Here is a 24,799-nt window from a genome sequence, read left to right on the forward strand (position 1 = left end):
CCCCGGCCGGCGCCGGGATCTGTGACGACTTCCGGCCGCGCTATGCGGTTGATATCGAAGTCCTGGGACCGGATGGCGAGCCAGACAGCAAACTGCCGATCCTGGCCGGGGTGCCGTTGCCACTGCCCACTGGTGGCGAGGAAATGGGTATCTATGCCTTTCCCGAGGAAGGCACCCAGGTAGTGGTGTGCTTTGCCTATGGCCTGCCGCATAAGCCCTATATCCAAACAATCCTGCCCCACGGCCTGAGCATGCCCAGCGTGCCGAAGGGTGACCAGGTGTGGCAGCACAGTGAAGCCTGTCAACAGCGTGTCGATGCCGACGGCAACTGGCTGCGCCAGACTGACGGCAAGATCGTGGACAAGGCGATCGAGCGGGAAGTGGAGGCGAGGGGCAACACCGAACGGTTCCAGAATCACACAAGGACGGTGGATGACCATTCAACTGAGTCAGTGGGTGGGATCAAGACGATCGAGGCCCTGGGCGCGCTCAAGCTCTTGTCGGGCGGATCTGCCAGCCTGGCGGCGATGGATGATCTGCACCAGGCGACCGGACGGGACTTCAACCTGGTGGTAGGGCAGAAGCACAACGCCACAGTGGGAGGCGATATGGAGGAAAGGATTGAGGGGCTGCGTAAAAGCGTGGCGGGGGGCAGTCAGCGGCTGGTAGCGCCTAAGACCTGGCTGGGGTCCGAAGGTGTGAACGTGCTGCAGGTGCTTTGTGACTTGCTCGATTTGGTTCAACAGATGAACATTCAACTGGCTGGGCATACGCACGGGCCCACCCCTGCCCCGAGTGACGCTATTTCCTATGTGGATAACGCTAAAGAAGCTGAACTATTGAATGTTAGCCTCAAGACAATTACTCAAAAAACTTAGTCCAGCGTTAGTAATGGCTTTTTACGCGCCTAAACCTAAAGGCATTTGGCGCGTCGTATTATCCCTCACATTAATCACTCTTCTTTTTTTCATCTCTAATCACCCCGAAATGCTGACCAAGCCTCTGCCTAGAAAGTTCATCCAGAGTAACAAAGGCTATGTCATTGTAGTTGTTAGATACCGGCTGAACCTTTTCGACAGCATGAAATATAAGTGATTCCTTCCTGAATAGCAGCTTGGGTTCAATTTTTCCATCAGAATATATATTGTCGACCTCACCTACCTCAGAGAACTCTGGAAATAATACCAGGTTTGTCCCTGCTCGCCCGGTTTGCACTGAGGGATATACCACGCCATCAACTTGTCCTTTAAATTTTTTTCGCAAATATTCAAAAACCACTTGGGTCGGTAAATATCCGAATCTATCGCTATTTCTTTTAGGTTTGGACATTTTATCGATTATTTTATTCAAGAATTCAAAAGCGTGCGACTTATCTGCGAATCCTGGCATTAAAGGATTTAAATTTGGGCGACTTACTTTGTCGAGCTGATTTAGCTGCAATAGTTTGATTGTTTGGCCTGCATAGAATGCTCCTGAAATTACCATGTCGCCAGTAATTGGTCGAAGCTCGCTCAAGCAAGTGTTTCTCTCGAAGGCACAATATAGAGCGGAGATCCCTTCAGGAGTCATTCTCTGACTGTTTGTACGCTCTCGCGGTGCGGGTCCTAACCCGGATACGGGATCGTCATTAATCTTCACCCGCTCCCTAGGGTCGTTGACTATACGCGCCCTGTAAATTGAGTTTTCTTCTGTAAGAGTTAATATAAGACTTTCAAGAATTTTTCCGCCTGGGCTTATAAGCTCAAACAGATCATCAAGAAAGCAACGTGCGTCATCGCTAAAGAAGCGATGCCCATGTGAAACTTCGAAAGCAAAATTATCCCAGCGGTTTTTGTAATTGTTGTTTTCCTGCGTGCCATCATCAACAAAGAAGGTAAGATATTTAGATTCGTCAGGCTTTAATAGTCTCGTCTCTATGGCCTCAATCACCTCGTCTGAAAACTCCTGGTTACCAAGATCAAAGTGCTCAATGATTATTATATCCAATGTATGAATTGGGATCTCGTCAGAGCCATAGTCAAATGTAACTGCGTACTCGTAATCGGATAACTCATCAGTATTTTTGTACGACTCATAAAAGCGCGCCTCGATATATGAAGCTAATTCCGCGGAAGGTATACAAACCCCCTCGGCATCACAGTAGCGGCACCGACGCATTACTCCTTTTTGGCTTATATACTCTTTTAAGGTTTCCGGCTTTATGCAGTCGTGACAAATCATTCAAACCTTCCTGTGTGCTCTTGCCAGCATGATTTACAAACTTCCTTAGCTCAATTTACCTGATGGTCACGTCGAAAGGTTACTCACGTGACCAAAAAGCGATCTGAAATAAAAAAACAGGCAGAAAACCACTTATCCCCCTCCCGCCGACGGGGTTTGTGTCCTTTTTTTGTGCAAAGTCGGGGGTAGTGCAAACAAAGCTGCAGCCCAAGCGGGCCGTGGGGCTCTGCAGGCGATTGGTAATTTCACAGAATGCAAAGTTTTGAAGGGGAATGCAGCGCGCTTGCACAGCCGCACAAAACGCGGTCGCGTGATGGGTTGGAGTGAAGTGCCCGGTTTCATTGAGTTAACAAATACAAAACAATGATTTAGGTAAGTTTTCGAATTTAGGATTGGTCAAATTAACGCTTGGTAGTCAATAAGAGCTGGCCGGCCATCTGTGGGCCTAAGGGCTTGTTGTTCAAGGGCTGCAGCCAATTTCACTGCGCCAAAACATTTGCACAAAGGCGCATCGCCATCATAGGAAAAGAGGTATCATGAACACTGTTTATTTATACAGTTATAAGGCCCTTTTTTATGTCTTCTCCAATCATCCCATGGATGGGCGGTAAACGCCGCTTGGCCGATCGCTTGATACCGCTATTCCCGCCTCATGAGTGCTATGTCGAAGCCTTCGCTGGGGGCGCTGCGTTGTTCTTTCTCCGTCCTCAGCCTGCCCCCGTAGAGGTGCTGAACGACTTTAACGGCGACCTGGTCACGCTCTACCGTGTAGTCCAGAACCATCTTGAGGAGTTCGTAAGGCAATTCAAATGGGCACTCAGCTCACGCCAGATTTTTGAATGGCAGAAGATGACACGCCCCGAGACGTTGACTGACATTCAGCGAGCCGCTCGGTTCTTCTACCTGCAGCAGCATGCATTCGGAGGCAAGGTGACGGGTCAGACGTTCGGCACCGCCACCACTGGACCTGCCATCAATCTACTGCGCATCGAGGAAAACCTGTCCGCCGCCTGGCAACGTCTTGCCGGTACATACGTGGAAAATTTGTCCTGGCTTGATTGTGCTGAGCGCTACGATCGAGCGCACACGTTCTTCTATATGGACCCGCCATATTGGCAGACCGCTGGGTACGGGAATGACTTTCCATTTGCCGAGTACGAGCGAATTGCCGATTTCATGCGGAGATGCAAGGGGAAGGTGATGGTGAGCATCAACGACCACCCGGACATTCGTGCGGTTTTTGACGGGTTTCATTTTGAGACGTTGAGCATTCGCTACAGCAACGGTAACCAGCGAGAGGGGAAGGCCGATCTCAGCGGCGAACTGGTTATAATGAACTGGGAGCCAGCGGCCTTGGGCGGCCTGTTTTGATATGGGTTAGCTGAGCGTTTTTCCAAACTGCGAGCCTAAAAAAGCCCGCTGTGCGGGCTTTGAAGTATTTAGCTCAATGCAGCAAGTACATGCTCTGGATCATTATTAATCGCTCGAAGCAAGGCACGAGCTGGACCTTCAGGCTCGCGACGACCCTGTTCCCAATTTCTTAGGGTCCCCACTGCGACGTCGATACGTTTGGCGAACGTAGTCTGAGAAAGGCCAGTGGCCTGACGTATCTTTTTGACTTGAACCGCGTCTACGTGGAACTCACGCGATGGCTGACGCTCACCGCGATCGATCTCATCCATCTGAGTCATGCTTTCCACAAGACGATCGAAGAGATTCTTTTCCATTATTTCCACCCTTTGTTAAGTGCGCGAAGCTGCGCTTTCTGACTACTGGTCAAGGTATCCATAATCCCCTTGCGATAGATCAGAATCATTCGGATCTGGTGGGCTGCGGTGACATGGTAATAGATCACTCGAACGCCCCCACTCTTGCCTTTGCCTTTGGCTGCCCAGCGGATTTTTCGTAGGCCGCCCGTATCTTCTAGGAGAGCACCCGACTGTGGATGTTCAGCGAGATACGCCTGCAGTGCCCGGTACTCTTCATCATCCAAATGCTCCATCAGATCAGAGGTGAAAATTGGCGATTCGATGAAGATCATGCAATCCCTGATGTGCGTCATTGGCGTACGGCGATAATAGACAGACGCTGAGTAAATTACAACTATTTCGTAATCATTTTTGATCAACGGGAGTTTTTGAGAACCTACGAAACCGATGTGTATTTTGAATATCGCTTGGGCAACCCAGGGAAACAAAGCCAACCTTTGGGTTGGCTTTTGCGATGGTGGTGGACATGTCTAACCTCGGTATTGAATGACGCCGCCAGTCGGGCACGACAGGGCTGCGGACGGGCACTTGATGTGCCTCTGATCAAAAAGTGCGCAATTCTATCGACGGGAAACGCGCTTGACCAGCTTTATGCAGGGAAATACGACGAGTGCTGCGCTATGCTTCGCGCCGTTGCACCAAGAGTAAGTCCGTAGTCAACAAATAGTCTGTTACTAGAAGTACGGTGGCACATACTGTGTATAGCTTGGCTTTGGGCTTAAGTGTATAGCTGTGCGGTTTATAAAAGACCTCAGGTCAAAAGGTCAGGAGCGGTTGATGGGTCAGGCAAGTGGTCAGGCAACAGGCGTCGAACATTCCACGGCAAAGCCGATTGGTATGCTGGTGGCGGCGGTCGGGGTCGTCTATGGCGATATCGGTACCAGCCCGCTCTACACCCTTAAAGAGGTGTTTTCTGGCAATTATGGGGTGCAGGTCAATCATGACGGCGTGCTGGGGATCCTGGCGCTGATCTTTTGGTCGTTGATCTGGGTGGTTTCAATCAAATACGTGCTGTTTGTGTTGCGCGCCGACAACCAGGGTGAAGGTGGCATCATGGCACTCACCGCCTTGGCCCGACGAGCGGCAGGCAATCACCCGCGATTGCGCAGTTTCCTGGTGGTGTGCGGTCTGTGCGGCGCGGCGCTGTTCTATGGTGACAGCATGATCACCCCGGCGATTTCGGTGCTATCGGCCATCGAAGGTCTGGAGCTGGCGTTCGACGGCCTGGAGCATTGGGTCGTGCCCTTGGCGCTGGTGGTGCTGGTGGCACTGTTCCTGATCCAGAAACACGGCACCGACCGTATCGGCAAGCTATTCGGGCCGGTGATGGTCACCTGGTTCCTGGTATTGGGCGGCCTGGGTGTTTGCGGGATCATCCAGCGGCCCGAAGTGCTCAACGCGATGAACCCGATGTGGGGCGTGCGTTTCTTCATGGTCCATCCGGGCATTGGCGTGGCGATTCTCGGCGCCGTGGTGCTGGCGCTGACTGGTGCCGAGGCGTTGTATGCCGACATGGGCCATTTCGGCCGCAAACCCATTGCCCGTGCCTGGTTCATCCTGGTGCTGCCAGCCCTGGTGCTCAACTATTTCGGCCAGGGTGCGATGTTGCTGGGCGACCCCGAAGCCGCCCGCAACCCGTTCTACCTGTTGGCGCCAAGCTGGGCACTGTTGCCGCTGGTGGGCTTGTCCACGCTGGCGACGGTGATCGCTTCCCAGGCGGTGATTTCCGGTGCGTTCTCGTTGACGCGCCAGGCGATCCAGCTCGGCTACATCCCGCGCATGCATATCCAGCACACCTCCAGCGCCGAACAGGGCCAGATCTACATTGGCGCGGTGAACTGGTCGCTGATGGTCGGAGTGATCTTGCTGGTGCTGGGCTTCGAGTCTTCGGGCGCCCTGGCCTCGGCTTACGGGGTGGCGGTGACTGGGACCATGCTGATGACCACCATCCTCGTCTCCGCCGTGATGCTGCTGTTGTGGAAGTGGCCGCCGGTATTGGCAGTGCCTGTGTTGCTGGGCTTTTTGCTGGTGGATGGCCTGTTCTTTGCGGCCAACGTACCGAAGGTGGTCCAGGGCGGCGCGTTCCCGGTGTTGGCGGGGATCGTGCTGTTTGTGCTGATGACCACCTGGAAGCGCGGCAAGCAATTGCTGGTGGAGCGCCTGGACGAGGGCGGCCTGCCGCTGCCGATCTTTATCAGCAGCATTCGCGTGCAGCCGCCCCATCGCGTCCAGGGTACGGCGGTGTTCCTTACCGCCCGCCCGGACGCGGTGCCCCACGCCTTGCTGCATAACCTGCTGCACAATCAGGTGCTGCACGAACAGGTGGTGCTGCTGACGGTGATCTATGAGGACATTCCGCGCGTCCCGGCCCAGCGGCGCTTTGAGGTGGACGCTTATGGTGACGGCTTCTTCCGGGTGATCTTGCACTTTGGCTTTACCGACGAGCCGGACGTGCCCGAAGCCCTGAAGCTGTGCCACTTGGATGACCTGGACTTCAGCCCGATGCGCACCACCTACTTCCTCAGCCGCGAGACGGTCATTGCCTCCAAGCTCGAAGGCATGGCGCGCTGGCGCGAAGGGTTGTTCGCCTTCATGCTGAAGAACGCCAACGGCAACCTGCGCTTCTTCAAGTTGCCGGTAAACCGGGTGATTGAGTTGGGGACCCAAGTAGAAATGTAGACCCGGTTGAAAATAAAACCGCGATGGGCTGTATGCCATCGCGGTTTTTTTTGGCCTGTCGATTTGTACGGTGAAGTCACTGCCTTTCACATCCGGCCTGTTGAAACCGGGGGGTGTGCTAACGTCTTTTTACCCAAGTTTGCCGTCTGGCCCATAAGGATCAACTCACTACAGGGAAAGCCAAAGATGAAACGCGCACTCTCAGGATTGGTGTCAGGCATCACTCTTTTAGTCGTAGGTTGTTCGTCCAGCACCATTGATACACCTCCTGTCGCTCCCCAGGCACTGCAGTTTGCCGACTCACACTTCCATCCTTCCAATTACGCCTATCAGGGTGTTTCACTCAAGTCATTGTTGTCGGATTACTTATCGGCCAGCGTGGTCCGTTCGGTGGTGATGCCGCTGCCGTTGCAACAGCGCTGGGACAGTTTTGAAAACTATCAGGTGACGGATACGTCCGGCCGTTTGTATGGCGCCAACTACTACATCGGCCCCAAGGCTGACTTGTACTATTACGCCTTCGCAGACGCGATGTATGCCCGGGAGTACCTGCAGTTGTCAGCGGCGGATCAGGGGCGATTGGACCTCATGATTACCGGCTTCAACCCCATGGATCGTTATGGGGCCCAGCACATCAAGCGGGTACTGCTGACCTTCCCGGGGGCTTTTGCCGGTATCGGTGAGTTCACGGTGCATAAGGAATTGGTGTCACGCAAGATCGCCGGCGAGACCATCCGCAGCACTGCCACCGTGCCGCTGCCCCCCGACCTCGATAAGAAAGGCACGATGTCGCTGTATGCGCAGTCCCTGGCAGACGTGTTGAAGGTGGCCGAGGAGACCGGCCTGGTGGTGACGCTGCACAACGACCTGTATCAGACGGAGGTCAATTATGACGGCACGGTGGAAGATGTTTTCCCTGGCAGGACCTACGAAGCTGCACTGAAGCATTTGTGCAGTACCGCGCCCAAGGCCTCGGTGATCTGGGCCCACACTGGGCTGGGACGCTACGTAAAGCCGACTTCCAGCCACTTGAAAACCGTTGCCCGGATCCTGGATAGCTGTCCTGCATGGGTGGTGGACATTTCTTGGGATCTGGTCCAGGAAAACATTATTCACCCTGGGCCTGGCATGCCGCCCGTCAACGAGTGGATCGGCTTTTTCAATCAGTACAGCAGTCGGGTGTTATGGGGCTCCGACACCGTGATGTTCAGCAAGAACACACTTGAATTGCCGGATAAGGTCGTGCCTGGCCAGCGTCTCACGGTCGAGCAATACCTGGCACTTCCCGAGTTGCTGCGACCGCTGTTCAGTCGGCTGCGGCCTGATGTCGCGGAAAAAATCAGCTACGGCAACTATGTGCGATTGTTTGATGACGCGCGGCGTAAGGTGCGAGCCTGGGAGGCCAGCCATGCGCAGGATGATGTGTGGGATCTTTCCGGACCATCCGCAGCGGTGCGCTGAAACCTGCAAAAAGCCCCCGTTGCCTTTGCGCCAGCGGGGGCTTTTTGTCGCACGCACTATTTGATCTGCAATGCAATCAACTGCAGGGACTGGTCCACCGCTATCGCAGGCAAGCCAGCTCCCACATTGACCGAGTTCAGCAGGAGTTATTCGGCCTTGGCCTGGCGCTTCTCGATGATATCCACCAGGCGCTTGGCCAGTGCCGGGTAGTTTTCGTCGAAGTGATGGCCACCCGGTAGCTTCATGGCTTCACCCACGGCGGTCTTGTCGGTGCAGCCACTCTCGTCGACTTCTTCCTCGCCGTAGATGCACACCACTTTAGCGGCTGGCAGCTTGGCCATTTCCGGGCCAGTGGCTGCTTCCTTGCCAGCATTGCCCAGCCAGCCTTCCACTTCGATCTCAAAGCTGCCAGTGCGGGCAAAGGCCAGCAGGATAATTGCGTCGACCCGCTGCTGCTCGGCTTCCGGCAGGCGGTTGTAGATGGCCGGCAACACATCGGCACCGAACGAATAGCCGGTCAGCACAAAGCGCTTGGTGCCCCATTTCTGCCGATAGTGCTGCATCAGCTCGGTCAGGTCCTTGGCGCTCTGCTCCGGGCTTTTGTGCTGCCAGTAGTAGCGCAGGGTGTCGATGCCGACCACCGGATAACCGATCTTGGCCATCTCGCCGGCCACGTCGCGGTCCAGGTCACGCCAGCCGCCGTCGCCAGAGAGGAACAGGGTCACGGTGTCCTTGGCCTGGCCGGCGGGTACTTCAACCACCGGGATCGCCAGGCCGCCATTGTCCGAACCTACCAGTTGCTTGCGCAGTTCGTTGTTCAGCACCTGCGGGTAGTTGATGTCGTAGTCGCTGATGCTGGTGGTGGCACGCGGGGTGTCGCGTACGAAACTGGCGCTTTCGTCGTCAGGGTTATCGTTCCAGGCCACCAGCCAGTTGCCGTGGGCAGCGGTCTTGGGCAGCGGGTCTTTGCAACCTTCCTGGACCAGGGCGAAGCCCACGGAGATGGCATTAGCCTTGTCGTCGTTCTGCGTCGCCAGCCAGCGCCAGGCGAGTGCCGCGCCAGGGCCGATGCCGCTGACCAGGGTGGCCGGGCCTTTGAGCTGGCTTAGTGCTGCTTGCAGGGCTTGTTCCTGCAGTTTGCAGTCGTCCTTGGGCAGGATCACTTGCACGATCTGCGCAGCGCCGCCCTTGCTCAGGGCAATCAGTTGGCTGTCGCTCAGGCTGGCATCGGCCATTACGGCCACCGCTACGCGGGCCTTGGTGGTGGTGCCAGGCGTCACACGGATCATGGTCGAGCCGTCGGCCTGGGGCAGTTGTTCCAGGGTCGGTTGAGGGGCGGGGCGATTCCAGTACCAGTAGCCGCCACCGAGGATCAGGGCCAGCACCACCAGACTTGCCAATACATACCGCCAGGAGCGTCGAATCATCAGCGTTTCACCAATCCAGTCAAGCCGCCCGCGATCAGGGCGGCGGTATCGGCCAGTGCCACCAGCGGATCAAGTCCTGCGGGCACGGCCATGTAACGAGGTTCCCAGTCAGGCTGGAACTTGTCTTTGAAGCGGCGCAAACCTTGGAAGTTATACAGTTGCTCGCCACGGCGGAACACCATCGAGCCCAGGCGCTGGGTCAGCGGTGCACCACGGCGTGGTTGCAGGCCCGACAGCGGCACCATGCCGAGGCTGAAGCGTGCATAGTTGTGGCTTTTATAGTGCTGGATCAAGCCAACCATCATGAACTCCATGGTCAGCTTTGGCGCATCAGGGTGCGCGCGCATCAGGTCGAGACTGGCCAGGTCATGGCTGTAGGTCTCCAGCAGATTGGCGAAGGCCACCGGCTGCCCTTCGAAGCGAATCACCGCAATGCGAAAATGCTTGAGGTATTCGTCGCTGAAACGTCCCAGGGAGAAGCCTTTTTCGCGCACGTTCTTACCGGTCAGCCAGGCATCGGAGATGATTTTCAGCGCGTCCATCGGTGCCTGGCCCGGTTCGAAAATCTCCAGGGATAGGCCGTCTCGGGTCCCGCGGTTCCAGGTGTAGCGTAAATCCTTCATCTCCTTGCCCTTGGCTTCCAGGTCGAAGCGCTTGAGATCGACCCGGGCTTCTTCACCCAGCTTGATCGCGGTCAGGCCGATGTCCATATAGAAGGGCAGGTTCTCTGCGCGCACCTGGTAGAACACCGGGCGGGCGTGATGAATGTCGCAGAGGTCGCGGAACTGCCAGATCATCTCGGCCCGTGGCTGGGTCGGACCGATCGGGTCGTACAGGGCCACCAGGCTGCGGCCACGCCGGGCATACATCAGGAACGCTTCATCGTTGGGGTGAAACAGCAGGGCCTTGTCGCCGGTCAGTGCCAGGCCACCATCGGGTTGCGACGAGGCCATCAGGATCCTGGTGGCGCGCTCCAGTTCATCGGCGGTCGGCAGGTGGATCACCGGGCGTGCGGTGCGCAGCAGCCAGGTCAGCGACACGATCACCAGCAGCACGGCAGCCCCCAGCAGTGAGCGCAGGCCACGCGGGGCGTTGGCGTCGAGGGTGAATTGCCACCACAGTTGATGGCTGTAAGGCACATCCTGATAGGCAAACAACAGCAGCCAGATCGAGGCCCCCAGCACACAGACGCTGGCCACCAGGTACAGCGGCGAGAAGGGCAGCTCGGTCAGGCGGCTGGCGCGGTAGAACGAGCGCCGGAAGATTGCCAGCAGCACCGCGGTTGTGGTCATCAGGCTGGCTTCTTCCCAATCGAAGCCTTTGAGCAGTGAGAGCAGGGCGCCGACCAGCAACAGCACCATGGTCAGCATCCAGGCTGCCGACAGGCGCCGGCGCAGGCCCTGGGCCAGCAACAGGCACAGCACGCCGATCAGGCTGGCACCAAAGTGCGAGGCGTCAATCAGGCGGTGGGGGATCAGGAAGCCGATGTTTTCCAGGCGCGAGTCGATTTCCGGGGTGGCGCCGGAGAACAGCAGCACCACCCCGGACAAAAAAACCAGCACGGCCAATACCGGTGCCGCGAGGCCCGAGGCCACCCGCAGGCTCTGCTGGGTCTGGAACAGGCGCTGGGCTTCGTTGATCAGCAGGAAGATGCACGCGATCAACAACGGCAGTACCACGTAGATCATGCGGTACAGCAGTAGGGCGGCGGCCAGTGGTGCGGCGCCGAGCTTATCGGCAAAGGCGGCCAGCAGAATCGCTTCGAACACGCCGACACCGCCCGGCACATGGCTGAGCACACCCGCTGCAAGTGCCAGCAGGTACACCAGCAGGAACGGGCCAAACGGTGGGGCTTCCGGCAGCAGCATATAGAGAACGGTAGCGGCGGCAGCTACGTCCAGGGCGGTGATGATCAGTTGCAGAAAGGTCAGGCGGCGTCCAGGCAGGCGCAAGGTACGACGGCCGACCTTGACCAGCAGGTTGTCGGGGTAAGGCTGCTCTGGCAGGCGGCGGCGGTAAATCCCGATGCATAGCGCGGCTGAGAGCAGCAGCACTGCGCCCGCGATCCCGCCGAGCAGCGTGGCCGGCAGGTGCAGCGCGTTGGAGGCGGCTGGCAGATTGCTCAAGGTTGCCAGTGCGGCGAGCGGCGGCAGTGCGCAGCCCAGGGCCAGGCTGGCAAACACGGTCATATGGGCCACTTCCGAGGCCCCGATACCGTGCCGTGCATAGAGGCGATAACGCACTGATCCACCGGACAGCATCGACAGACCGATCGCATTGCCAATGGCGAACGCGGTAAAGCCGCCGTAGGCCAAAGTCTTGGCCGGCAGTTTTACTCCGGCGTAGCGCGCGCCGGAAAATTCGTAGCCCAATAGAATGATGAACCCGGCGATCGCAGCGGCGAAGGTGCCCAGCAAGGAGGGTTTTGGCACTTCCAGGATCGAGTCGTGGAGGGCGTACAGATCCAGCTCAAGCAGCAGGTGGCGGCAGGCGATCAGGGCAATTGCAAACAGCAGCAACGTGACTGCCAGCCCAATGGGTTGACGATACTTGCTCAACAGATCCAGCCAGCGCAGGCGGGCGGGGGCGATCGGTTGTGTGGCTGTGACGGTGTCTTGTGGTTCAGACGAATTGGCGCGCATCAATCACCTCGTGGATTGTGCGCGACAGGATGGGGGTATCCAGCCAAGTTACCAATCCCTATGTACAAAATAATTACAAATAGTAACGCGGATTGCCGGGGCCGGCGACAGCGTCCATTAGTCGCGCAAGGGCGTGCTCGACACTTGAGCATAGCCTGCAAATGGATGGACTCCGAAACCCATGCGCGGTTTCATGAAAGATGCCATGCCATTGTTTCAAAAGAACTTTTTTAGCGGGCACAAAAAAGGCCACTCTTTCGAGTAGCCTTTTTTGATGTTTGGTTGCGGGAGCCGGATTTGAACCGACGACCTTCGGGTTATGAGCCCGACGAGCTACCAGACTGCTCCATCCCGCGTCTGTGGGCGGCATTCTACAGCGCAACGACGAGGTGTCAACCGTTAATGACATAAAGTGCAAAATAACTGCAAATCAGCCTAAGTGCGCGATTGAAAACGAGTTTTCACTGTAGGCGCGAGCTTGCTCGCGAAAAGCTCAAGGGCGCCGAGTGGATGCCGGGTGTCCGCGTTATCGTTGGCGTCCTTCGCGAGCAAGCTCGTTCCTACAGGGGGGAGGAAATCAACGCGCACAAAAAAGGCCACTCTTTCGAGTAGCCTTTTTTGATGTTTGGTTGCGGGAGCCGGATTTGAACCGACGACCTTCGGGTTATGAGCCCGACGAGCTACCAGACTGCTCCATCCCGCGTCTGTGTGTCGGCATTCTACAGAGGAATGGCGGTGTGTCAACCGTTGATTCAAAGAAAAGCGCTTGTGCTTCAATTGGTTAGCTCTCCAAGGGCGCTGGAAAAGGAGCTTCGGCCCAGTCTGGCTGTGGCCTTCAGCTCTATTGGGGGAGGCTCTTCGATTGAGAAAACAAATTCAATGAGGTTTTTTCCTGCCACTTTGTCAGATGATTCAAAGTACTGGTGCTATATACAGGTGTGAGTGCGATACTGGCGATCCGTCTACTTTATGTCCCGATTACGCCTCTCTATATGACGCAGCGCAAAATCATCCATGTCGACTGTGATTGCTTCTACGCGGCCATTGAAATGCGGGATAACCCGAGCCTGGCGCAAAAGCCCCTGGCGGTCGGGGGCTCGGCGGATCGGCGTGGGGTGATCGCCACCTGCAACTACGAGGCCCGGGCCTACGGGGTGCGGTCGGCGATGTCTTCACGCCATGCATTGAAGTTGTGTCCCGACCTGACCATCGTCAAGCCGCGCATGGATGCCTATAAAGAAGCCTCGAAGGAAATCCAGACGATTTTTCGTGACTACACCGATCTGATCGAGCCGCTGTCGCTGGATGAGGCTTACCTGGATGTGTCCGATTGTGCGCATTTCGGCGGCAGCGCCACGCGCATTGCCCAGGATATCCGCCGGCGGGTCTCTAATCAGTTGCACATCACGGTGTCTGCCGGGGTGGCCCCCAACAAGTTCCTGGCCAAGATCGCCAGTGACTGGAAAAAGCCCAATGGGCTGTTTGTGATCACCCCTGACCAGGTGGAAGACTTCGTATCGCAGTTGCCGGTGAGCAAGTTGCATGGTGTCGGCAAGGTTACCGCCGACAAGCTGGCGCGCCTGGGGATTGAAGATTGCCTGCAATTGCGCGAGTGGAACAAGCTGGCGCTGGTGCGCGAATTCGGCAGTTTTGGTGAGCGGTTATGGAGTTTGGCGCGTGGGATTGATGATCGTGCGGTACACAACGACAGCCGCCGGCAATCGATCAGTGTGGAAAACACCTACGATGTCGATCTGCCGGACTTGCCCAGTTGCCTGGAAAAACTCCCAGAATTGATGGAGACCCTGGCAGGGCGGATGCAGCGTATCGACAGCAGTTATCGACCGGGTAAACCGTTTGTCAAAGTGAAGTTCCATGACTTTACCCAAACGACGCTGGAGCAGGCGGGAGCGGGGCGGGACCTGGAGAGTTATCGACAGTTGCTGACCCAGGCGTTCAATCGCGGTGGTAAACCGGTGCGGTTGCTGGGGATTGGTGTGCGGCTGCTGGACTTGAGCCTGGGCAATGAACAGTTGGAGCTGTCCCTGTAGGAACCGGCAAGCCGGCTTCTACAGAGGGTCAGCGGATGCCGGGATCCGCCACCAGCCGGCCGCCATCCTTGGTCAGTGCCTTGAGAAATTCCTGCTGCAATTCGGGATCATTGCGTGTCAGTTCAATCAGGCTCTGTTCCAATTCGCTGGCTTCTTCTTCCAGTCCCAGTTCCGACAAGCGCTTGACCCGATGCACCCATTGGCTGACTTCGTCATCCTCCAGGTCGTCGTAGATCAAGCCGTGGGCTTCCAGCAGTTTGCCGCGCAGGGTGCTGCTGATGGCCAGGGACGAGTCCGAATGCACATCGTCCTGGGCATCTTCAATGCTGATCCGCAAGGTGCGGACCTGGCTCAGGTCCTGTTCGGCAAACGGGCTGTCCAACAGGTTCAGGCGCAGGACACCGTTGCGGTCGGTGGTCATCTCGTGGGTCTGCTTGCCGGCCTTTACTTGCACCGGTCGCTCGCTCCACGGCAGGCTGGTGTATTCCAGGCGTCGGTCGCGCTGGACTTCATCGATACCTGCCAGGTTCTGTTGCGCCCGGCCATGGGACTGCACGTTCATGAACGGGTTGAGCCCGGCCACGCCGTAGCTGATCCAGTCATGGGTCATGCTGTCTGGCAGGTTGCCCAGGGCAAAGATGTTCGCCACGTTGGCCCCGGCGCCCGCCACGACTGCCACGGCACCCAGCGGGATCTCATAGAGTTCGCGCCAGGGCTGGTAGGGCGTATAGCGATCATAGTGGCGCGTGACTTCAAACTCAGTGACTTCGAAAGTCCGCTGTTCATGAATGCGCACGCGGCGTTGCGGTAGTTCGAGCACTTTGGGGTCGCCGACATCAATCTGCAGGCTGTGGTCGAGCAATTTGCGCTCGATCCGCTCCTCGTGTTCGCTACGCTGCGACATCTGATTGGCGCAGCCGCTGACCAGCAGGGCGCCGCACAAGGCGGCGCCCCCCAGGGCTTTGGTGTTTCGCTTGAACATGACTTCTCTTGATCTGGTTTTCAGCGACGAATACGCGCCTGAAGGAAGGGCAGTACGTCAGCCACCGGCAACGGTTGGGCTTCGGCTTCGGTCCGGCTCTTGTATTCCAGATTGCCATCGGCCAGGCCGCGGTCACTGACCACGATCCGGTGAGGGATGCCAATCAGTTCCATGTCGGCAAACTTGATGCCCGGGCTGGTTTTTTTGTCGCGATCATCCAGCAGCACTTCGAAACCGGCGGCCGTCAGTTCGGCATACAGTTTGTCGGTGGCTTCGCGAACCTGCTCGGTTTCGTAGCGCAGCGGTACCAGGGCGATCTGGAACGGCGCCAGGGTGTCGCTCCAGATAATGCCTTTGTCGTCGTGGTTCTGCTCGATGGCAGCCGCCACCACGCGGGAAACGCCAATGCCGTAGCAGCCCATTTCCAGGGTCACCGGCTTGCCGTTTTCGCCCAGCACTTCGCACTTCATCGCCTTGCTGTACTTGTTGCCCAGCTGGAAGATGTGCCCCACTTCGATACCGCGCTTGATTTCCAGGGTGCCCTTGCCATCCGGGCTTGGATCACCGGCAACCACGTTGCGCAGGTCGGCCACGGTCGGTACCGGTAGGTCACGTTCCCAGTTGACGCCGAAGTAGTGCTTGTCGTCGATATTGGCACCGATGCCGAAGTCGCTCATCAGCGCGACGGAACGGTCGATGATGATCGGCAGTGGCAGGTTCAGCGGGCCCAGGGAGCCGGCGCCGGCGCCAATGGCGTCACGCAGCTCGGCGTCCGAGGCCATGACCAGCGGGCTGGCGACGCCAGGTTGCTGGGCAGCCTTGATCTCGTTGAGCTCGTGGTCGCCACGGATAACCAGGGCGATCAGCTTGCCTTCTTCTTCGGCATGCACGATCAGGGTTTTGATGGTCTTTTCAATCGGCAGATTGAATTTCTCGACCAGGGCCGCGATGGTCTTGGTGTCTGGGGTGTCGACCAGGCGCAGCTCTTCAGCCGGTGCAGGACGGGAAGTTTCCCGTGGCACGGCTTCGGCTTTCTCGATGTTGGCCGCGTAGTCGGAACCGTTGCTGAAGATGATGTCATCTTCGCCAGACTCTGCCAGTACGTGGAACTCATGGGAGCCCGCGCCGCCGATGGAACCGTTGTCCGCTTCGACCGGGCGGAATTTCAGGCCCAGGCGGGTGAACACGTTGCAATAGGCCTGGTGCATGCGGTCATAGGTGACTTGCAGCGAAGGCTGGTCGGCATGAAACGAATAGGCGTCCTTCATGATGAACTCGCGGCCACGCATCAAGCCGAAGCGTGGGCGGATTTCGTCACGAAACTTGGTCTGGATCTGATAGAGGTTGAGGGGCAGCTGTTTGTAGCTGCTCAACTCGTTGCGCATCAGGTCGGTGATCACTTCTTCATGGGTCGGGCCAGCGCAGAAGTCGCGGCCATGACGATCCTTGAAGCGCAGCAACTCAGGGCCGTACTCTTCCCAGCGCCCGGATTCCTGCCACAGTTCAGCCGGCTGAGTGCTCGGCATCAATACTTCCAGAGAGCCGGCGGCGTTCATTTCTTCGCGAACGATCGCTTCGACCTTGCGCATCACCTTCAAGCCCATGGGCAGCCAGGTGTACAGGCCAGAGGCCAGTTTGCGGATCATGCCGGCGCGCAGCATCAGCTGGTGGCTGATCACGACCGCATCGGAAGGCGTTTCTTTCTGTGTGGCGAGCAAATATTGACTGGTACGCATGGTAGGCCGTTGTCGGTTGCTTGGACTTGAAGTGACCTGGGATTGTACGGGCGGTCGCCGCCAGAGTACAGGCATCAGGTGGTGAAGGGATTTCTGTGGGGCACTGGCTCCCACACAAGCCTACCCCCGCAGGTGTCAGTCTTCTTCGGGGGGATTCAAACGGATCCGCCGGCTTTCCTGGTACCAATGCAAGGCAATCAGCAGCAGCGTCGGCACGCCGAGCAGTGCGGTGATCAGGAAGAAGTTGTGATAGCCGAACTTTTCCACCATGACCCCCGAGTAGCCGCCGATCAGCCGCGGTAACAGCAGCATGATCGAGCTGAGCAGCGCGTATTGGGTGGCGGAGAACTTCAGGTTGGTCAGGCTCGACAGGTAGGCGACAAAGGCCGAGGTCGCCAGGCCCGAGCTGAAGTTGTCCAGGGAGATGGTGAAGATCAGCATCTGCAGGTCGGCGCCCATGCCGGCGAGCATCAGGAACAGCAGGTTGGTGCCGGCCGAGGTGATGCCGCCGATGAACAGGATCGGCAGGATGCCGAACCGCACGATCAACAGCCCGCCCATGCCGGCACCGACCAGGGTCATGATCAGGCCGAAGATCTTGCTGACGCTGGCGATCTGGTCCTTGGTGAACCCCTGGTCGATATAGAACACGTTGGCCATCACGCCCATCACCGTGTCCGACATGCGGTAGGTAGCGATCAGCCCCAGCAGCAGCAGAGCCTGCCAGCGGTAGCGCAGGATAAAGTCGTTGACCGGCGTCAGCACCGGCGCCAGGCCCCGGCGACCCATGGCCGAGAGGCACAGGGCGGTGAGGATGATATAGAGGATCGCGCGCAGGAATGCGCGGTCTTCCAGCAGCAGGTCGAGCAGGCTCACGCCTTCGAACAGCACGCTGGCAAAGTCGGTGTTGTACAACTGGGTGAACATCGCCGGTACCGACACCAACAAGATGATCAGCACAAATACCGACATCAGTTGGTGGGCAAACGTATAGCGCCCGGCCTGCAACTGGGTGCGCAGCGGCACATCGGGCTCACGCATGAAAAAACTGGTGAGCAGGGCAGGGATCATCAGCACCCCGAACAGCACATACGTGCCAGTCCACGCCGAGTGCTTATAGTTGAAGCCGGTGGAGCCAAAACCTTCGGCAAAGAACAGCGCGCCCGCCGTGGCCAGCAGGGCGGCGATGCGATAGCCGGACATGTAGCTGGCGGCCAGGGCAGCCTGGCGGCTGTCATCGGCGATTTCCAGGCGATAGGCGTCCACCGCGATGTCTTGGGTGGCGGAGGCGAATGCGACGATAACGGCAATGGCGATCAGCCAGGACAGGTGTTTCTGCGGGTCGCAGAAGCCCATGCCGATCAAGCCGAGAATCACCAGGGATTGGGACAGCACCAGCCAGGAACGACGACGCCCCAGCTTGCCCAATAGCGGCAGGCGCCATTGGTCCAGCAGTGGCGACCAGACCCACTTGAACGCATACGCCAGGCCGATCAGGCTCGCATAGCCAATGGTCTCGCGTGCCACACCGGCTTCACGCAACCAGACCGAGAGCGTCGAAAACACCAACATGTAAGGCAGACCGGCGGCAAAGCCGAGCAGTAGCAGCACTAACGTCGAGGGGCTGGCATAGGCAGCGAGCGCGGCGCGCCAGGTTTTACGGGGCATGGGCTGGAGTCTGCCTCAGATTTACGGAAACAAAGCGCGCACTCTAACCGCTGTGCTCTACCGGACGCCAGCCATGGCGCTGAATATCAACGCGATTGTTCAGGATACTGACACCTTCGCTGCGCAAACGCGCACGTTGCTCGTCGCCCGAAGCGCTACCCACTGGCAGACTTATCCGACCGCCGGCGGCGACCACCCGGTGCCAGGGCAACTTCGAACCGTCGGGAAGCTGGCTCAGCGTGCGGCCGACGAAGCGTGCGGCACGCCCCAACCCGGCCAGGTGCGCCAGCTCGCCGTAACTCACCACACACCCTTCGGGCACTTGGGCCAAGGTCAGGTACAGCGCGGTACGGCGCATTTCGGCCGGGTTTTGTGGAGTGTCGGCGGGCTCGTTCACTGTTCAGGCGGCTCGGTTGAAATTAGTCGTGGATATGTAAGAAACGTCTGTAAAAATGGCGATGAGAATTGAACTCAATAGAAAACCTTGAGTCAGTCCTTGCTAAGACTTGCGCTACGCCGATAATGCCCCTTTTTTCGCCAAACTTGAGCCCCGTAATCGCTTATGTTGTCCAGAACCTTGCTATGCCTCGCTGTTTTTACTGCATCTACCCCTGTGCTGGCCGATACGGTCTGGTTGAAAAACGGTGATCGCCTGACGGGCAAGATCAAGGTTTTCGACGGCGGCAAGCTGCTGATCCAGACCGAATACGCGGGCGCGATCCCGGTGGACTGGAAGCAGGTGAAAACCCTGGAAAGCGACCAGGAGCTGCTGGTCAAGCAAGATGCCTACAGTGGCGAAAAAGCCAAATCCCTGCAGGCGGCCGAAGATGGCAAGGTGGTCCTGGCCAATGGGGAAGCCCCCAAGACCGTGGAGTTGGCCAGCATCCAGCAGATCATCAAGCCCAAGCCTGTGATCGAGGATCTGGTGTGGAAAGGCAATGTCGATGTGGCGCTGGACTACAAGCGTGCGGAAAAAGACACCGACGACTATGACATCGACTTCAAGACCTCCGCCCGTCATGGCAAATGGCGTCATATTGCCGAAGGCGAATACAACCGCGAATTCCAGAACGATGTGGTCACCACCGATAACTGGAGCGCCGAGTACGCGCTGGATCGCTTTATCACCGATCAGTGGTTCTGGCAGGGGCGCCTGACCTACAAGCACGACAAGGTCGAAGACCTGCGCCGCCAGCGCACCGTCGGTACCGGCCCGGGTTATCAGTTCTGGGACGATGAGTTGGGCGCTTTCTCCCTGGGTTCGCTGCTCAACCGCACCGATTATGAATACCAGGACGGCGGCAAGGACAACTTCTATTCCCTGGCGATGAAGTGGGATTACAACCGCTACCTGGTCGGCAAGACCGTGGAGTTCTTCACCAACGGCGAAGTGGGCAAACCCCTGGCTGGCCCGGCTGACTACGCCCTCGATGCGGAAATGGGCCTGCGATATAAGGTCACGGAATGGGCCTCGCTCAACCTCAAGGCCGAGCGCGACATCATCAGCGGCAGTGCGGACAGCAACCTGAGCAAGACCCGCTACACCGCAGGTTTTGGCGTGACCTGGTAACGCAGTTACGGCGTGAAATGCAGACCAAAATGTGGGAGCGGGCTTGCTCGCGAATGCGGTATGCCAGTATCAAATGTACTGACTGATACACCGCATTCGCGAGCAAGCCCGCTCCCACATTAGAATGTGCGGTGTCAGTTACAACCGCAAGCCGCCATCCAATTCCAGGATGCGCCCGGTGTAATAGTCGTTCTCGAAGATATACGCCGCTGAATGGGCGATCTCTTCCGGCCGGCCCATGCGCTTGAGTGGGATCCCCGCCGTCATCTTCTCCAACGCCTCGGGTTTCATGCCCAAGGTCATCTCGGTTTCGATAAAGCCTGGCGCAATTCCCGCCACACGGATGCCATAACGCGCCAGTTCCCTGGCCCAGGTCACTGTGGCTGCGGCCACACCGGCCTTGGCCGCCGAATAGTTGGTCTGGCCCACATTGCCCGCCCGGGAAATCGACGAGATGTTGATAATGGCGCCCTGGTTCTTCAATTCCACCATCTTCGCCGCCACTTCGCGGGTGCACAGGAACACGCCGGTCAGGTTGACGTCGATCACCGCCTGCCACTGGGCGAGGCTCATCTTGGTCATCTCGCCATCCTTGACCTTGAGCAGCAAACCGTCGCGCAGGATCCCTGCGTTGTTGATCAAACCGTGGATCGCACCAAAATCATCGGCGATCTGTGCCACGGTATGAGTGACCTGTTCTTCATCTGCCACGTTGCATAGATAGCTGCGTGCCATGACCCCATGGGACTGGCATGCAGCCATTGCGGCATCGAGTTTTTCCTGATTGAGGTCCACCAGCGCCAGGTGGGCACCTTTGCTTGCAAAATACTCGGCCATGGAGCGGCCCAAACCCTGGCAACCGCCGGTGATAATGATTACTTTGTCGTTGAGATGCATTCGCATGTCCTGTGAGCAGATTTAAGCGGTTGTCCAAGTCCGTTTTGTGACGGATCTTATCGAAGGAGTCATAAGTTGAGCGTCCACGTTGCCAAGAATGCCCGAGAACTACTGCTCAAGGAATACCGTGGGGCGCTCGCCACGCACTCCAAGGCCATGCCCGGTTTTCCCTTTGGTTCGGTAGTGCCTTACTGCCTGGACGCAGAGGGCCGGCCGCTGATCCTGATCAGCCGTATCGCCCAGCACACCCATAACCTGCAAAAAGATCCCAAGTGCTCGTTGCTGGTGGGTGAGCGCGAGGCTGATGACGTGCAGGCCGTGGGGCGCCTGACTTACCTGGCCGAGGCTGAAAAGCTCGACGACGAGGCGGCCATTGCCGCAGCCGCCGAGCGTTACTACCGGTATTTCCCGGATTCGGCGAACTACCACAAGGCCCATGACTTTGATTTCTGGGTGCTCAAGCCGGTGCGTCATCGCTACATCGGCGGTTTTGGCGCGATCCACTGGGTCGATCAACTGACCCTGGCCAACCCGTTCGCCGGCAAGGCTGAACTGAGCATGATCGAGCACATGAACAGCGATCACACCAAGGCCATTGCCCACTATGTCGAATTGGCCGGCCTGCCGACATTCGAGGCGGCGCAACTGGCCGGTATCGACAGCGAAGGCATGCACCTGCGTATTGGCCAGGGCCTTCACTGGCTGCCTTTTGCGGCGACTTGCAACACGCCGACACAAGTGCGCGAGGCCTTGGTTTTCCTGGCTCACGCCGAGGCTTGGCCGAAAAAAGCCACGACCGAAGCTTGAATTCACGAAAGGGCGACGTCATCTAAGGTCTGGTAGCAAGACATTCTTGCGTTGAGGAACCATTTGATGCGCCCTTTTTTATTGCTCTTTCTGCTGTTCCCGGTGTTGGAGCTGTTCGTATTCGTCAAGGTCAGTGGTGCTATCGGGTTTTTCCCGGCGCTGCTGCTGATCATTCTCGGCTCGATGCTCGGCGTGTTCGTGCTGCGTATCGCCGGTCTGGCCACTGCACTGCGTGCCCGTGAAAGCTTGAATCGTGGCGAACTGCCAGCCCAGACCATGCTTGAAGGCCTGATGATGGCCTTGGCCGGCGGCCTGCTGATCGTGCCTGGTTTTGTCAGTGACGTGCTGGGCCTGATCCTGCTGTTGCCATTCACCCGTCGACTGCTGGCAGGCAAGATGCGCCAGCGAGCCGAAGAAGCGGCAATCCGCCAGCGCGCCTTTGCCGATGACCTGCAACCCCGAGGCGGCCCGGCACCTCGCCAGCCGCTGGGGCGTGAAGGTGATGTGATCGAAGGCGAGTTCGAGCACCGCGACTCCAAGTGACGCTTACCCTGGCGCGGCATCTTCGGGTGCCGTGGCGTTTTCAAGGGCTCGCCAGACACAAAAAATTTCACCTGTGGCCCTTGTAATAAGCATATACGCCCTTATGTAACGGTCACCGCAAGGTTTCTGGTGGCGACACCAGACAGACTTCCGCGTTTCGCTTGGCGAACCGCGACCGGCCCCGCCGGAATACAACCAGCCGGTACTGATACCGGCCGATGAAACTTACAATTAGGAGAGATCGACAATGAGCAAGCTTCGTCCTCTGCACGACCGCGTCGTTATCCGTCGCAGCGAAGAAGAAAAGAAAACCGCTGGCGGTATCGTTCTGCCAGGTTCGGCTGCTGAAAAAGCCAACCACGGTGTGATCGTCGCTGCAGGCCCAGGCAAGACTCTGGAAAACGGTGAAGTACGTGCGCTGGCCGTCAAAGTCGGTGACAAGGTTGTATTCGGTCCTTACTCCGGCAGCAACACTGTGAAAGTTGACGGCGAAGACCTGCTGGTCATGGCTGAGAACGAGATTCTCGCTGTACTGGAAGGCTGATTTCCCGCTCATTTTCCCGTTACTACAAAGTATTTAAGGAATATCGATCATGGCTGCTAAAGAAGTTAAATTCGGCGATTCCGCCCGTAAGAAAATGCTCACCGGTGTCAACATCCTGGCTGACGCAGTAAAAGCGACCCTGGGCCCGAAAGGCCGTAACGTGATCATCGAGAAGAGCTTCGGCGCTCCGACCATCACCAAGGACGGCGTTTCTGTAGCAAAAGAAATCGAACTCGAAGACCGTTTCGAAAACATGGGCGCGCAGCTGGTCAAAGACGTTGCCTCCCGTGCCAACGATGACGCAGGCGACGGTACTACCACCGCCACCGTACTGGCTCAGTCGATCGTCAACGAAGGCCTGAAAGCCGTCGCTGCCGGCATGAACCCAATGGACCTCAAGCGCGGCATCGACAAGGCGACCATCGCCGTTGTTGCTGAGCTGAAAAACCTGTCCAAGCCATGTGCTGACACCAAGGCCATCGCTCAGGTCGGTACCATCTCTGCCAACTCCGACAGCTCCATCGGCGACATCATTGCCGAAGCCATGGAAAAAGTCGGTAAAGAAGGCGTGATCACCGTTGAAGAAGGCACTGGCCTGGAAAACGAACTGTCGGTTGTAGAAGGCATGCAGTTCGACCGTGGCTACCTGTCCCCGTACTTCGTCAACAAGCCAGAAACCATGGTTGCCGAGCTGGAAAGCCCGCTGATCCTGCTGGTCGACAAAAAGATCTCGAACATCCGTGAAATGCTGCCAGTGCTGGAAGCCGTTGCCAAAGCCGGTCGCCCACTGCTGATCGTTTCCGAAGACGTCGAAGGCGAAGCCCTGGCGACTCTGGTTGTGAACAACATGCGCGGTATCGTTAAAGTCGCAGCCGTCAAGGCTCCGGGCTTCGGCGACCGTCGCAAGGCCATGCTGCAGGACATCGCCGTATTGACCGGCGGTACCGTTATCTCCGAAGAGATCGGCCTGAGCCTGGAAAGTGCCACCCTGGAAAACCTGGGTAGCGCCAAGCGCGTGACCATCTCCAAGGAAAACACCATCATCGTTGACGGTGCTGGCGTTGAAGGCGACATCCAGTCGCGTATCAACCAGATCCGCGCCCAGGTTGCCGAAACTTCCTCGGACTACGACCGTGAAAAACTGCAAGAGCGCCTGGCCAAGCTGTCTGGCGGCGTAGCAGTAATCAAGGTTGGCGCTGGTTCCGAAGTTGAAATGAAAGAGAAGAAAGCCCGCGTTGAAGACGCCCTGCACGCAACCCGCGCAGCCGTCGAAGAAGGCGTGGTACCTGGCGGTGGCGTTGCGCTGATCCGTGCGCTGGAAGCCTTGGTTAACCTCAAAGGCGACAATGCTGACCAGAACGTCGGTATTGCTGTACTGCGTCGCGCCGTTGAATCCCCACTGCGCCAGATCGCTTCCAACAGCGGCGACGAGCCAAGTGTTGTGGTCAACGAAGTGAAGAACGGTAAAGGTAACTACGGTTACAACGCTGCAACCAGCGAATACGGCGACATGGTTGAAATGGGTATCCTGGACCCAACCAAGGTGACCCGTTCGGCGTTGCAGGCAGCCGCTTCGATTGCTGGTCTGCTGCTGACCACCGAAGTTGCGATTGCTGACAAGCCGAAGGCTGAAGGCGCTGGCGGCGGTATGCCAGACATGGGCGGCATGGGTGGCATGGGCGGCATGATGTAAGCCAGCCTTACCCCTGTACTGAAAAAGCCCCGCCAGCGTCATGCTGGCGGGGCTTTTTTATGTGCCTTGTGTAGGAGCGAGCTTGCTCGCGAAGAACGTCAACGATAATG

Annotated in this window: 20 protein-coding genes and 2 tRNA genes; 10 read left to right on the forward strand and 12 right to left on the reverse strand. The window is 57.7% G+C overall.

Features of this window, described 5'->3' with window-relative positions:
- Window positions 1–878, forward strand: an 878-nt coding sequence (locus H097_RS28335) for a hypothetical protein (protein ID WP_032862402.1), incomplete at its 5' end; no start/stop codon positions are given.
- Between the two features lie 70 nt (window positions 879–948).
- Here H097_RS28335 and H097_RS21680 read toward each other — a convergent pair.
- Window positions 949–2,220, reverse strand: a complete 1,272-nt coding sequence (locus H097_RS21680; RefSeq protein WP_032862403.1) for an RES family NAD+ phosphorylase — start codon at window positions 2,218–2,220, stop codon at window positions 949–951.
- A gap of 576 nt (window positions 2,221–2,796) precedes the next feature.
- On the opposite strand from H097_RS21680, the gene H097_RS21685 reads away from it, so the two are divergent.
- Complete coding sequence (locus H097_RS21685; RefSeq protein WP_032862404.1) at window positions 2,797–3,591, forward strand: DNA adenine methylase; 795 nt, start codon at window positions 2,797–2,799, stop codon at window positions 3,589–3,591.
- Between the two features lie 68 nt (window positions 3,592–3,659).
- Here the strand turns inward: H097_RS21685 and H097_RS21690 are convergent, their stop codons facing one another.
- Window positions 3,660–3,947 (reverse strand): helix-turn-helix domain-containing protein, encoded by a 288-nt coding sequence (locus tag H097_RS21690; protein WP_032862405.1) that lies wholly within the window; start codon window positions 3,945–3,947, stop codon window positions 3,660–3,662.
- Window positions 3,947–4,261 carry a hypothetical protein gene (locus tag H097_RS21695; RefSeq protein WP_032862619.1) on the reverse strand — a complete coding sequence of 105 codons (315 nt, stop codon included), beginning with the start codon at window positions 4,259–4,261 and terminating at the stop codon, window positions 3,947–3,949. The genes H097_RS21690 and H097_RS21695 overlap by 1 nt, the downstream gene beginning before the upstream one ends.
- A gap of 505 nt (window positions 4,262–4,766) precedes the next feature.
- On the opposite strand from H097_RS21695, the gene H097_RS21700 reads away from it, so the two are divergent.
- Both H097_RS21700 and H097_RS21705 read left to right on the forward strand, forming a co-directional pair.
- Entirely contained in the window at window positions 4,767–6,668 is a 1,902-nt protein-coding gene (locus H097_RS21700) for a potassium transporter Kup (RefSeq protein WP_032862406.1), read from the forward strand.
- A gap of 186 nt (window positions 6,669–6,854) precedes the next feature.
- On the forward strand, window positions 6,855–8,129 hold the full coding sequence (locus H097_RS21705) for a hypothetical protein (RefSeq protein ID WP_156356821.1): 1,275 nt from the start codon (window positions 6,855–6,857) through the stop codon (window positions 8,127–8,129).
- Window positions 8,130–8,275: 146 nt separating this feature from the next.
- Here the strand turns inward: H097_RS21705 and H097_RS21710 are convergent, their stop codons facing one another.
- From H097_RS21710 to H097_RS21725, 4 genes are all read right to left on the reverse strand, one after another.
- A complete protein-coding gene (locus H097_RS21710) occupies window positions 8,276–9,556 on the reverse strand; it encodes an AcvB/VirJ family lysyl-phosphatidylglycerol hydrolase (RefSeq protein WP_032862409.1) in 1,281 nt (426 codons plus the stop codon).
- Window positions 9,556–12,198, reverse strand: coding sequence for a bifunctional lysylphosphatidylglycerol flippase/synthetase MprF (mprF, locus tag H097_RS21715; RefSeq protein WP_032862410.1), 2,643 nt, complete (start codon window positions 12,196–12,198; stop codon window positions 9,556–9,558). Before mprF ends, H097_RS21710 begins: the two co-directional genes overlap by 1 nt.
- Window positions 12,199–12,477: 279 nt before the next feature.
- Window positions 12,478–12,554: transfer RNA gene (locus H097_RS21720), tRNA-Met, on the reverse strand.
- 270 nt (window positions 12,555–12,824) lie between these two features.
- Window positions 12,825–12,901: transfer RNA gene (locus tag H097_RS21725), tRNA-Met, on the reverse strand.
- 289 nt (window positions 12,902–13,190) lie between these two features.
- Here H097_RS21725 and dinB point away from each other — a divergent pair.
- Complete coding sequence (gene dinB, locus H097_RS21730) at window positions 13,191–14,249, forward strand: DNA polymerase IV (RefSeq protein WP_032862411.1); 1,059 nt, start codon at window positions 13,191–13,193, stop codon at window positions 14,247–14,249.
- A 28-nt stretch (window positions 14,250–14,277) separates the two neighbouring features.
- On the opposite strand, the gene H097_RS21735 is transcribed toward dinB, so the two are convergent.
- The 4 genes from H097_RS21735 to H097_RS21750 form a co-directional block, all read right to left on the reverse strand.
- A complete protein-coding gene (locus tag H097_RS21735) occupies window positions 14,278–15,231 on the reverse strand; it encodes a hypothetical protein (protein ID WP_032862412.1) in 954 nt (317 codons plus the stop codon).
- Window positions 15,232–15,251: 20 nt separating this feature from the next.
- A complete protein-coding gene (locus tag H097_RS21740; RefSeq protein ID WP_032862413.1) occupies window positions 15,252–16,967 on the reverse strand; it encodes a proline--tRNA ligase in 1,716 nt (571 codons plus the stop codon).
- Window positions 16,968–17,102: 135 nt separating this feature from the next.
- Entirely contained in the window at window positions 17,103–18,635 is a 1,533-nt protein-coding gene (locus H097_RS21745; protein ID WP_032862414.1) for an AmpG family muropeptide MFS transporter, read from the reverse strand.
- A 43-nt stretch (window positions 18,636–18,678) separates the two neighbouring features.
- Window positions 18,679–19,032, reverse strand: coding sequence for an MGMT family protein (locus tag H097_RS21750; RefSeq protein ID WP_032862415.1), 354 nt, complete (start codon window positions 19,030–19,032; stop codon window positions 18,679–18,681).
- Window positions 19,033–19,197: 165 nt separating this feature from the next.
- On the opposite strand from H097_RS21750, the gene H097_RS21755 reads away from it, so the two are divergent.
- Entirely contained in the window at window positions 19,198–20,205 is a 1,008-nt protein-coding gene (locus H097_RS21755; protein WP_032862416.1) for a DUF481 domain-containing protein, read from the forward strand.
- A gap of 138 nt (window positions 20,206–20,343) precedes the next feature.
- Here H097_RS21755 and H097_RS21760 read toward each other — a convergent pair whose 3' ends face one another.
- Window positions 20,344–21,102: an SDR family oxidoreductase gene (locus tag H097_RS21760; protein WP_032862417.1), complete on the reverse strand. Its 759-nt coding sequence runs from the start codon at window positions 21,100–21,102 to the stop codon at window positions 20,344–20,346.
- 75 nt (window positions 21,103–21,177) lie between these two features.
- On the opposite strand from H097_RS21760, the gene H097_RS21765 reads away from it, so the two are divergent.
- From H097_RS21765 to groL, 4 genes are all read left to right on the forward strand, one after another.
- Window positions 21,178–21,909, forward strand: a complete 732-nt coding sequence (locus H097_RS21765) for a HugZ family protein (RefSeq protein ID WP_032862418.1) — start codon at window positions 21,178–21,180, stop codon at window positions 21,907–21,909.
- Between the two features lie 66 nt (window positions 21,910–21,975).
- Entirely contained in the window at window positions 21,976–22,452 is a 477-nt protein-coding gene (locus tag H097_RS21770) for an FxsA family protein (protein WP_032862421.1), read from the forward strand.
- A 247-nt stretch (window positions 22,453–22,699) separates the two neighbouring features.
- Window positions 22,700–22,996: a co-chaperone GroES gene (locus H097_RS21775; RefSeq protein ID WP_017846112.1), complete on the forward strand. Its 297-nt coding sequence runs from the start codon at window positions 22,700–22,702 to the stop codon at window positions 22,994–22,996.
- 49 nt (window positions 22,997–23,045) lie between these two features.
- Window positions 23,046–24,689: a chaperonin GroEL gene (gene groL / locus H097_RS21780; protein ID WP_032862422.1), complete on the forward strand. Its 1,644-nt coding sequence runs from the start codon at window positions 23,046–23,048 to the stop codon at window positions 24,687–24,689.
- Window positions 24,690–24,799 lie beyond the last annotated feature (110 nt).

The sequence above is a fragment of the Pseudomonas sp. FH4 genome (assembly GCF_000510915.2).
Taxonomy (GTDB): Bacteria; Pseudomonadota; Gammaproteobacteria; order Pseudomonadales; family Pseudomonadaceae; genus Aquipseudomonas; species Aquipseudomonas brenneri.

Excerpts from the sequence above, each read along its gene's own strand:
- H097_RS21680 (WP_032862403.1), bottom strand. The coding sequence starts at position 2,220 with ATGATTTGTCACGACTGCATAAAGCCGGAAACCTTAAAAGAGTATATA.
- H097_RS21685 (WP_032862404.1), top strand. The coding sequence starts at position 2,797 with ATGTCTTCTCCAATCATCCCATGGATGGGCGGTAAACGCCGCTTGGCC.
- H097_RS21690 (WP_032862405.1), bottom strand. The coding sequence starts at position 3,947 with ATGGAAAAGAATCTCTTCGATCGTCTTGTGGAAAGCATGACTCAGATG.
- H097_RS21695 (WP_032862619.1), bottom strand. The coding sequence starts at position 4,261 with ATGATCTTCATCGAATCGCCAATTTTCACCTCTGATCTGATGGAGCAT.
- H097_RS21700 (WP_032862406.1), top strand. The coding sequence starts at position 4,767 with ATGGGTCAGGCAAGTGGTCAGGCAACAGGCGTCGAACATTCCACGGCA.
- H097_RS21705 (WP_156356821.1), top strand. The coding sequence starts at position 6,855 with ATGAAACGCGCACTCTCAGGATTGGTGTCAGGCATCACTCTTTTAGTC.
- H097_RS21710 (WP_032862409.1), bottom strand. The coding sequence starts at position 9,556 with ATGATTCGACGCTCCTGGCGGTATGTATTGGCAAGTCTGGTGGTGCTG.
- mprF (WP_032862410.1), bottom strand. The coding sequence starts at position 12,198 with ATGCGCGCCAATTCGTCTGAACCACAAGACACCGTCACAGCCACACAA.
- dinB (WP_032862411.1), top strand. The coding sequence starts at position 13,191 with ATGACGCAGCGCAAAATCATCCATGTCGACTGTGATTGCTTCTACGCG.
- H097_RS21735 (WP_032862412.1), bottom strand. The coding sequence starts at position 15,231 with ATGTTCAAGCGAAACACCAAAGCCCTGGGGGGCGCCGCCTTGTGCGGC.
- H097_RS21740 (WP_032862413.1), bottom strand. The coding sequence starts at position 16,967 with ATGCGTACCAGTCAATATTTGCTCGCCACACAGAAAGAAACGCCTTCC.
- H097_RS21745 (WP_032862414.1), bottom strand. The coding sequence starts at position 18,635 with ATGCCCCGTAAAACCTGGCGCGCCGCGCTCGCTGCCTATGCCAGCCCC.
- H097_RS21755 (WP_032862416.1), top strand. The coding sequence starts at position 19,198 with ATGTTGTCCAGAACCTTGCTATGCCTCGCTGTTTTTACTGCATCTACC.
- H097_RS21760 (WP_032862417.1), bottom strand. The coding sequence starts at position 21,102 with ATGCATCTCAACGACAAAGTAATCATTATCACCGGCGGTTGCCAGGGT.
- H097_RS21770 (WP_032862421.1), top strand. The coding sequence starts at position 21,976 with ATGCGCCCTTTTTTATTGCTCTTTCTGCTGTTCCCGGTGTTGGAGCTG.
- H097_RS21775 (WP_017846112.1), top strand. The coding sequence starts at position 22,700 with ATGAGCAAGCTTCGTCCTCTGCACGACCGCGTCGTTATCCGTCGCAGC.
- groL (WP_032862422.1), top strand. The coding sequence starts at position 23,046 with ATGGCTGCTAAAGAAGTTAAATTCGGCGATTCCGCCCGTAAGAAAATG.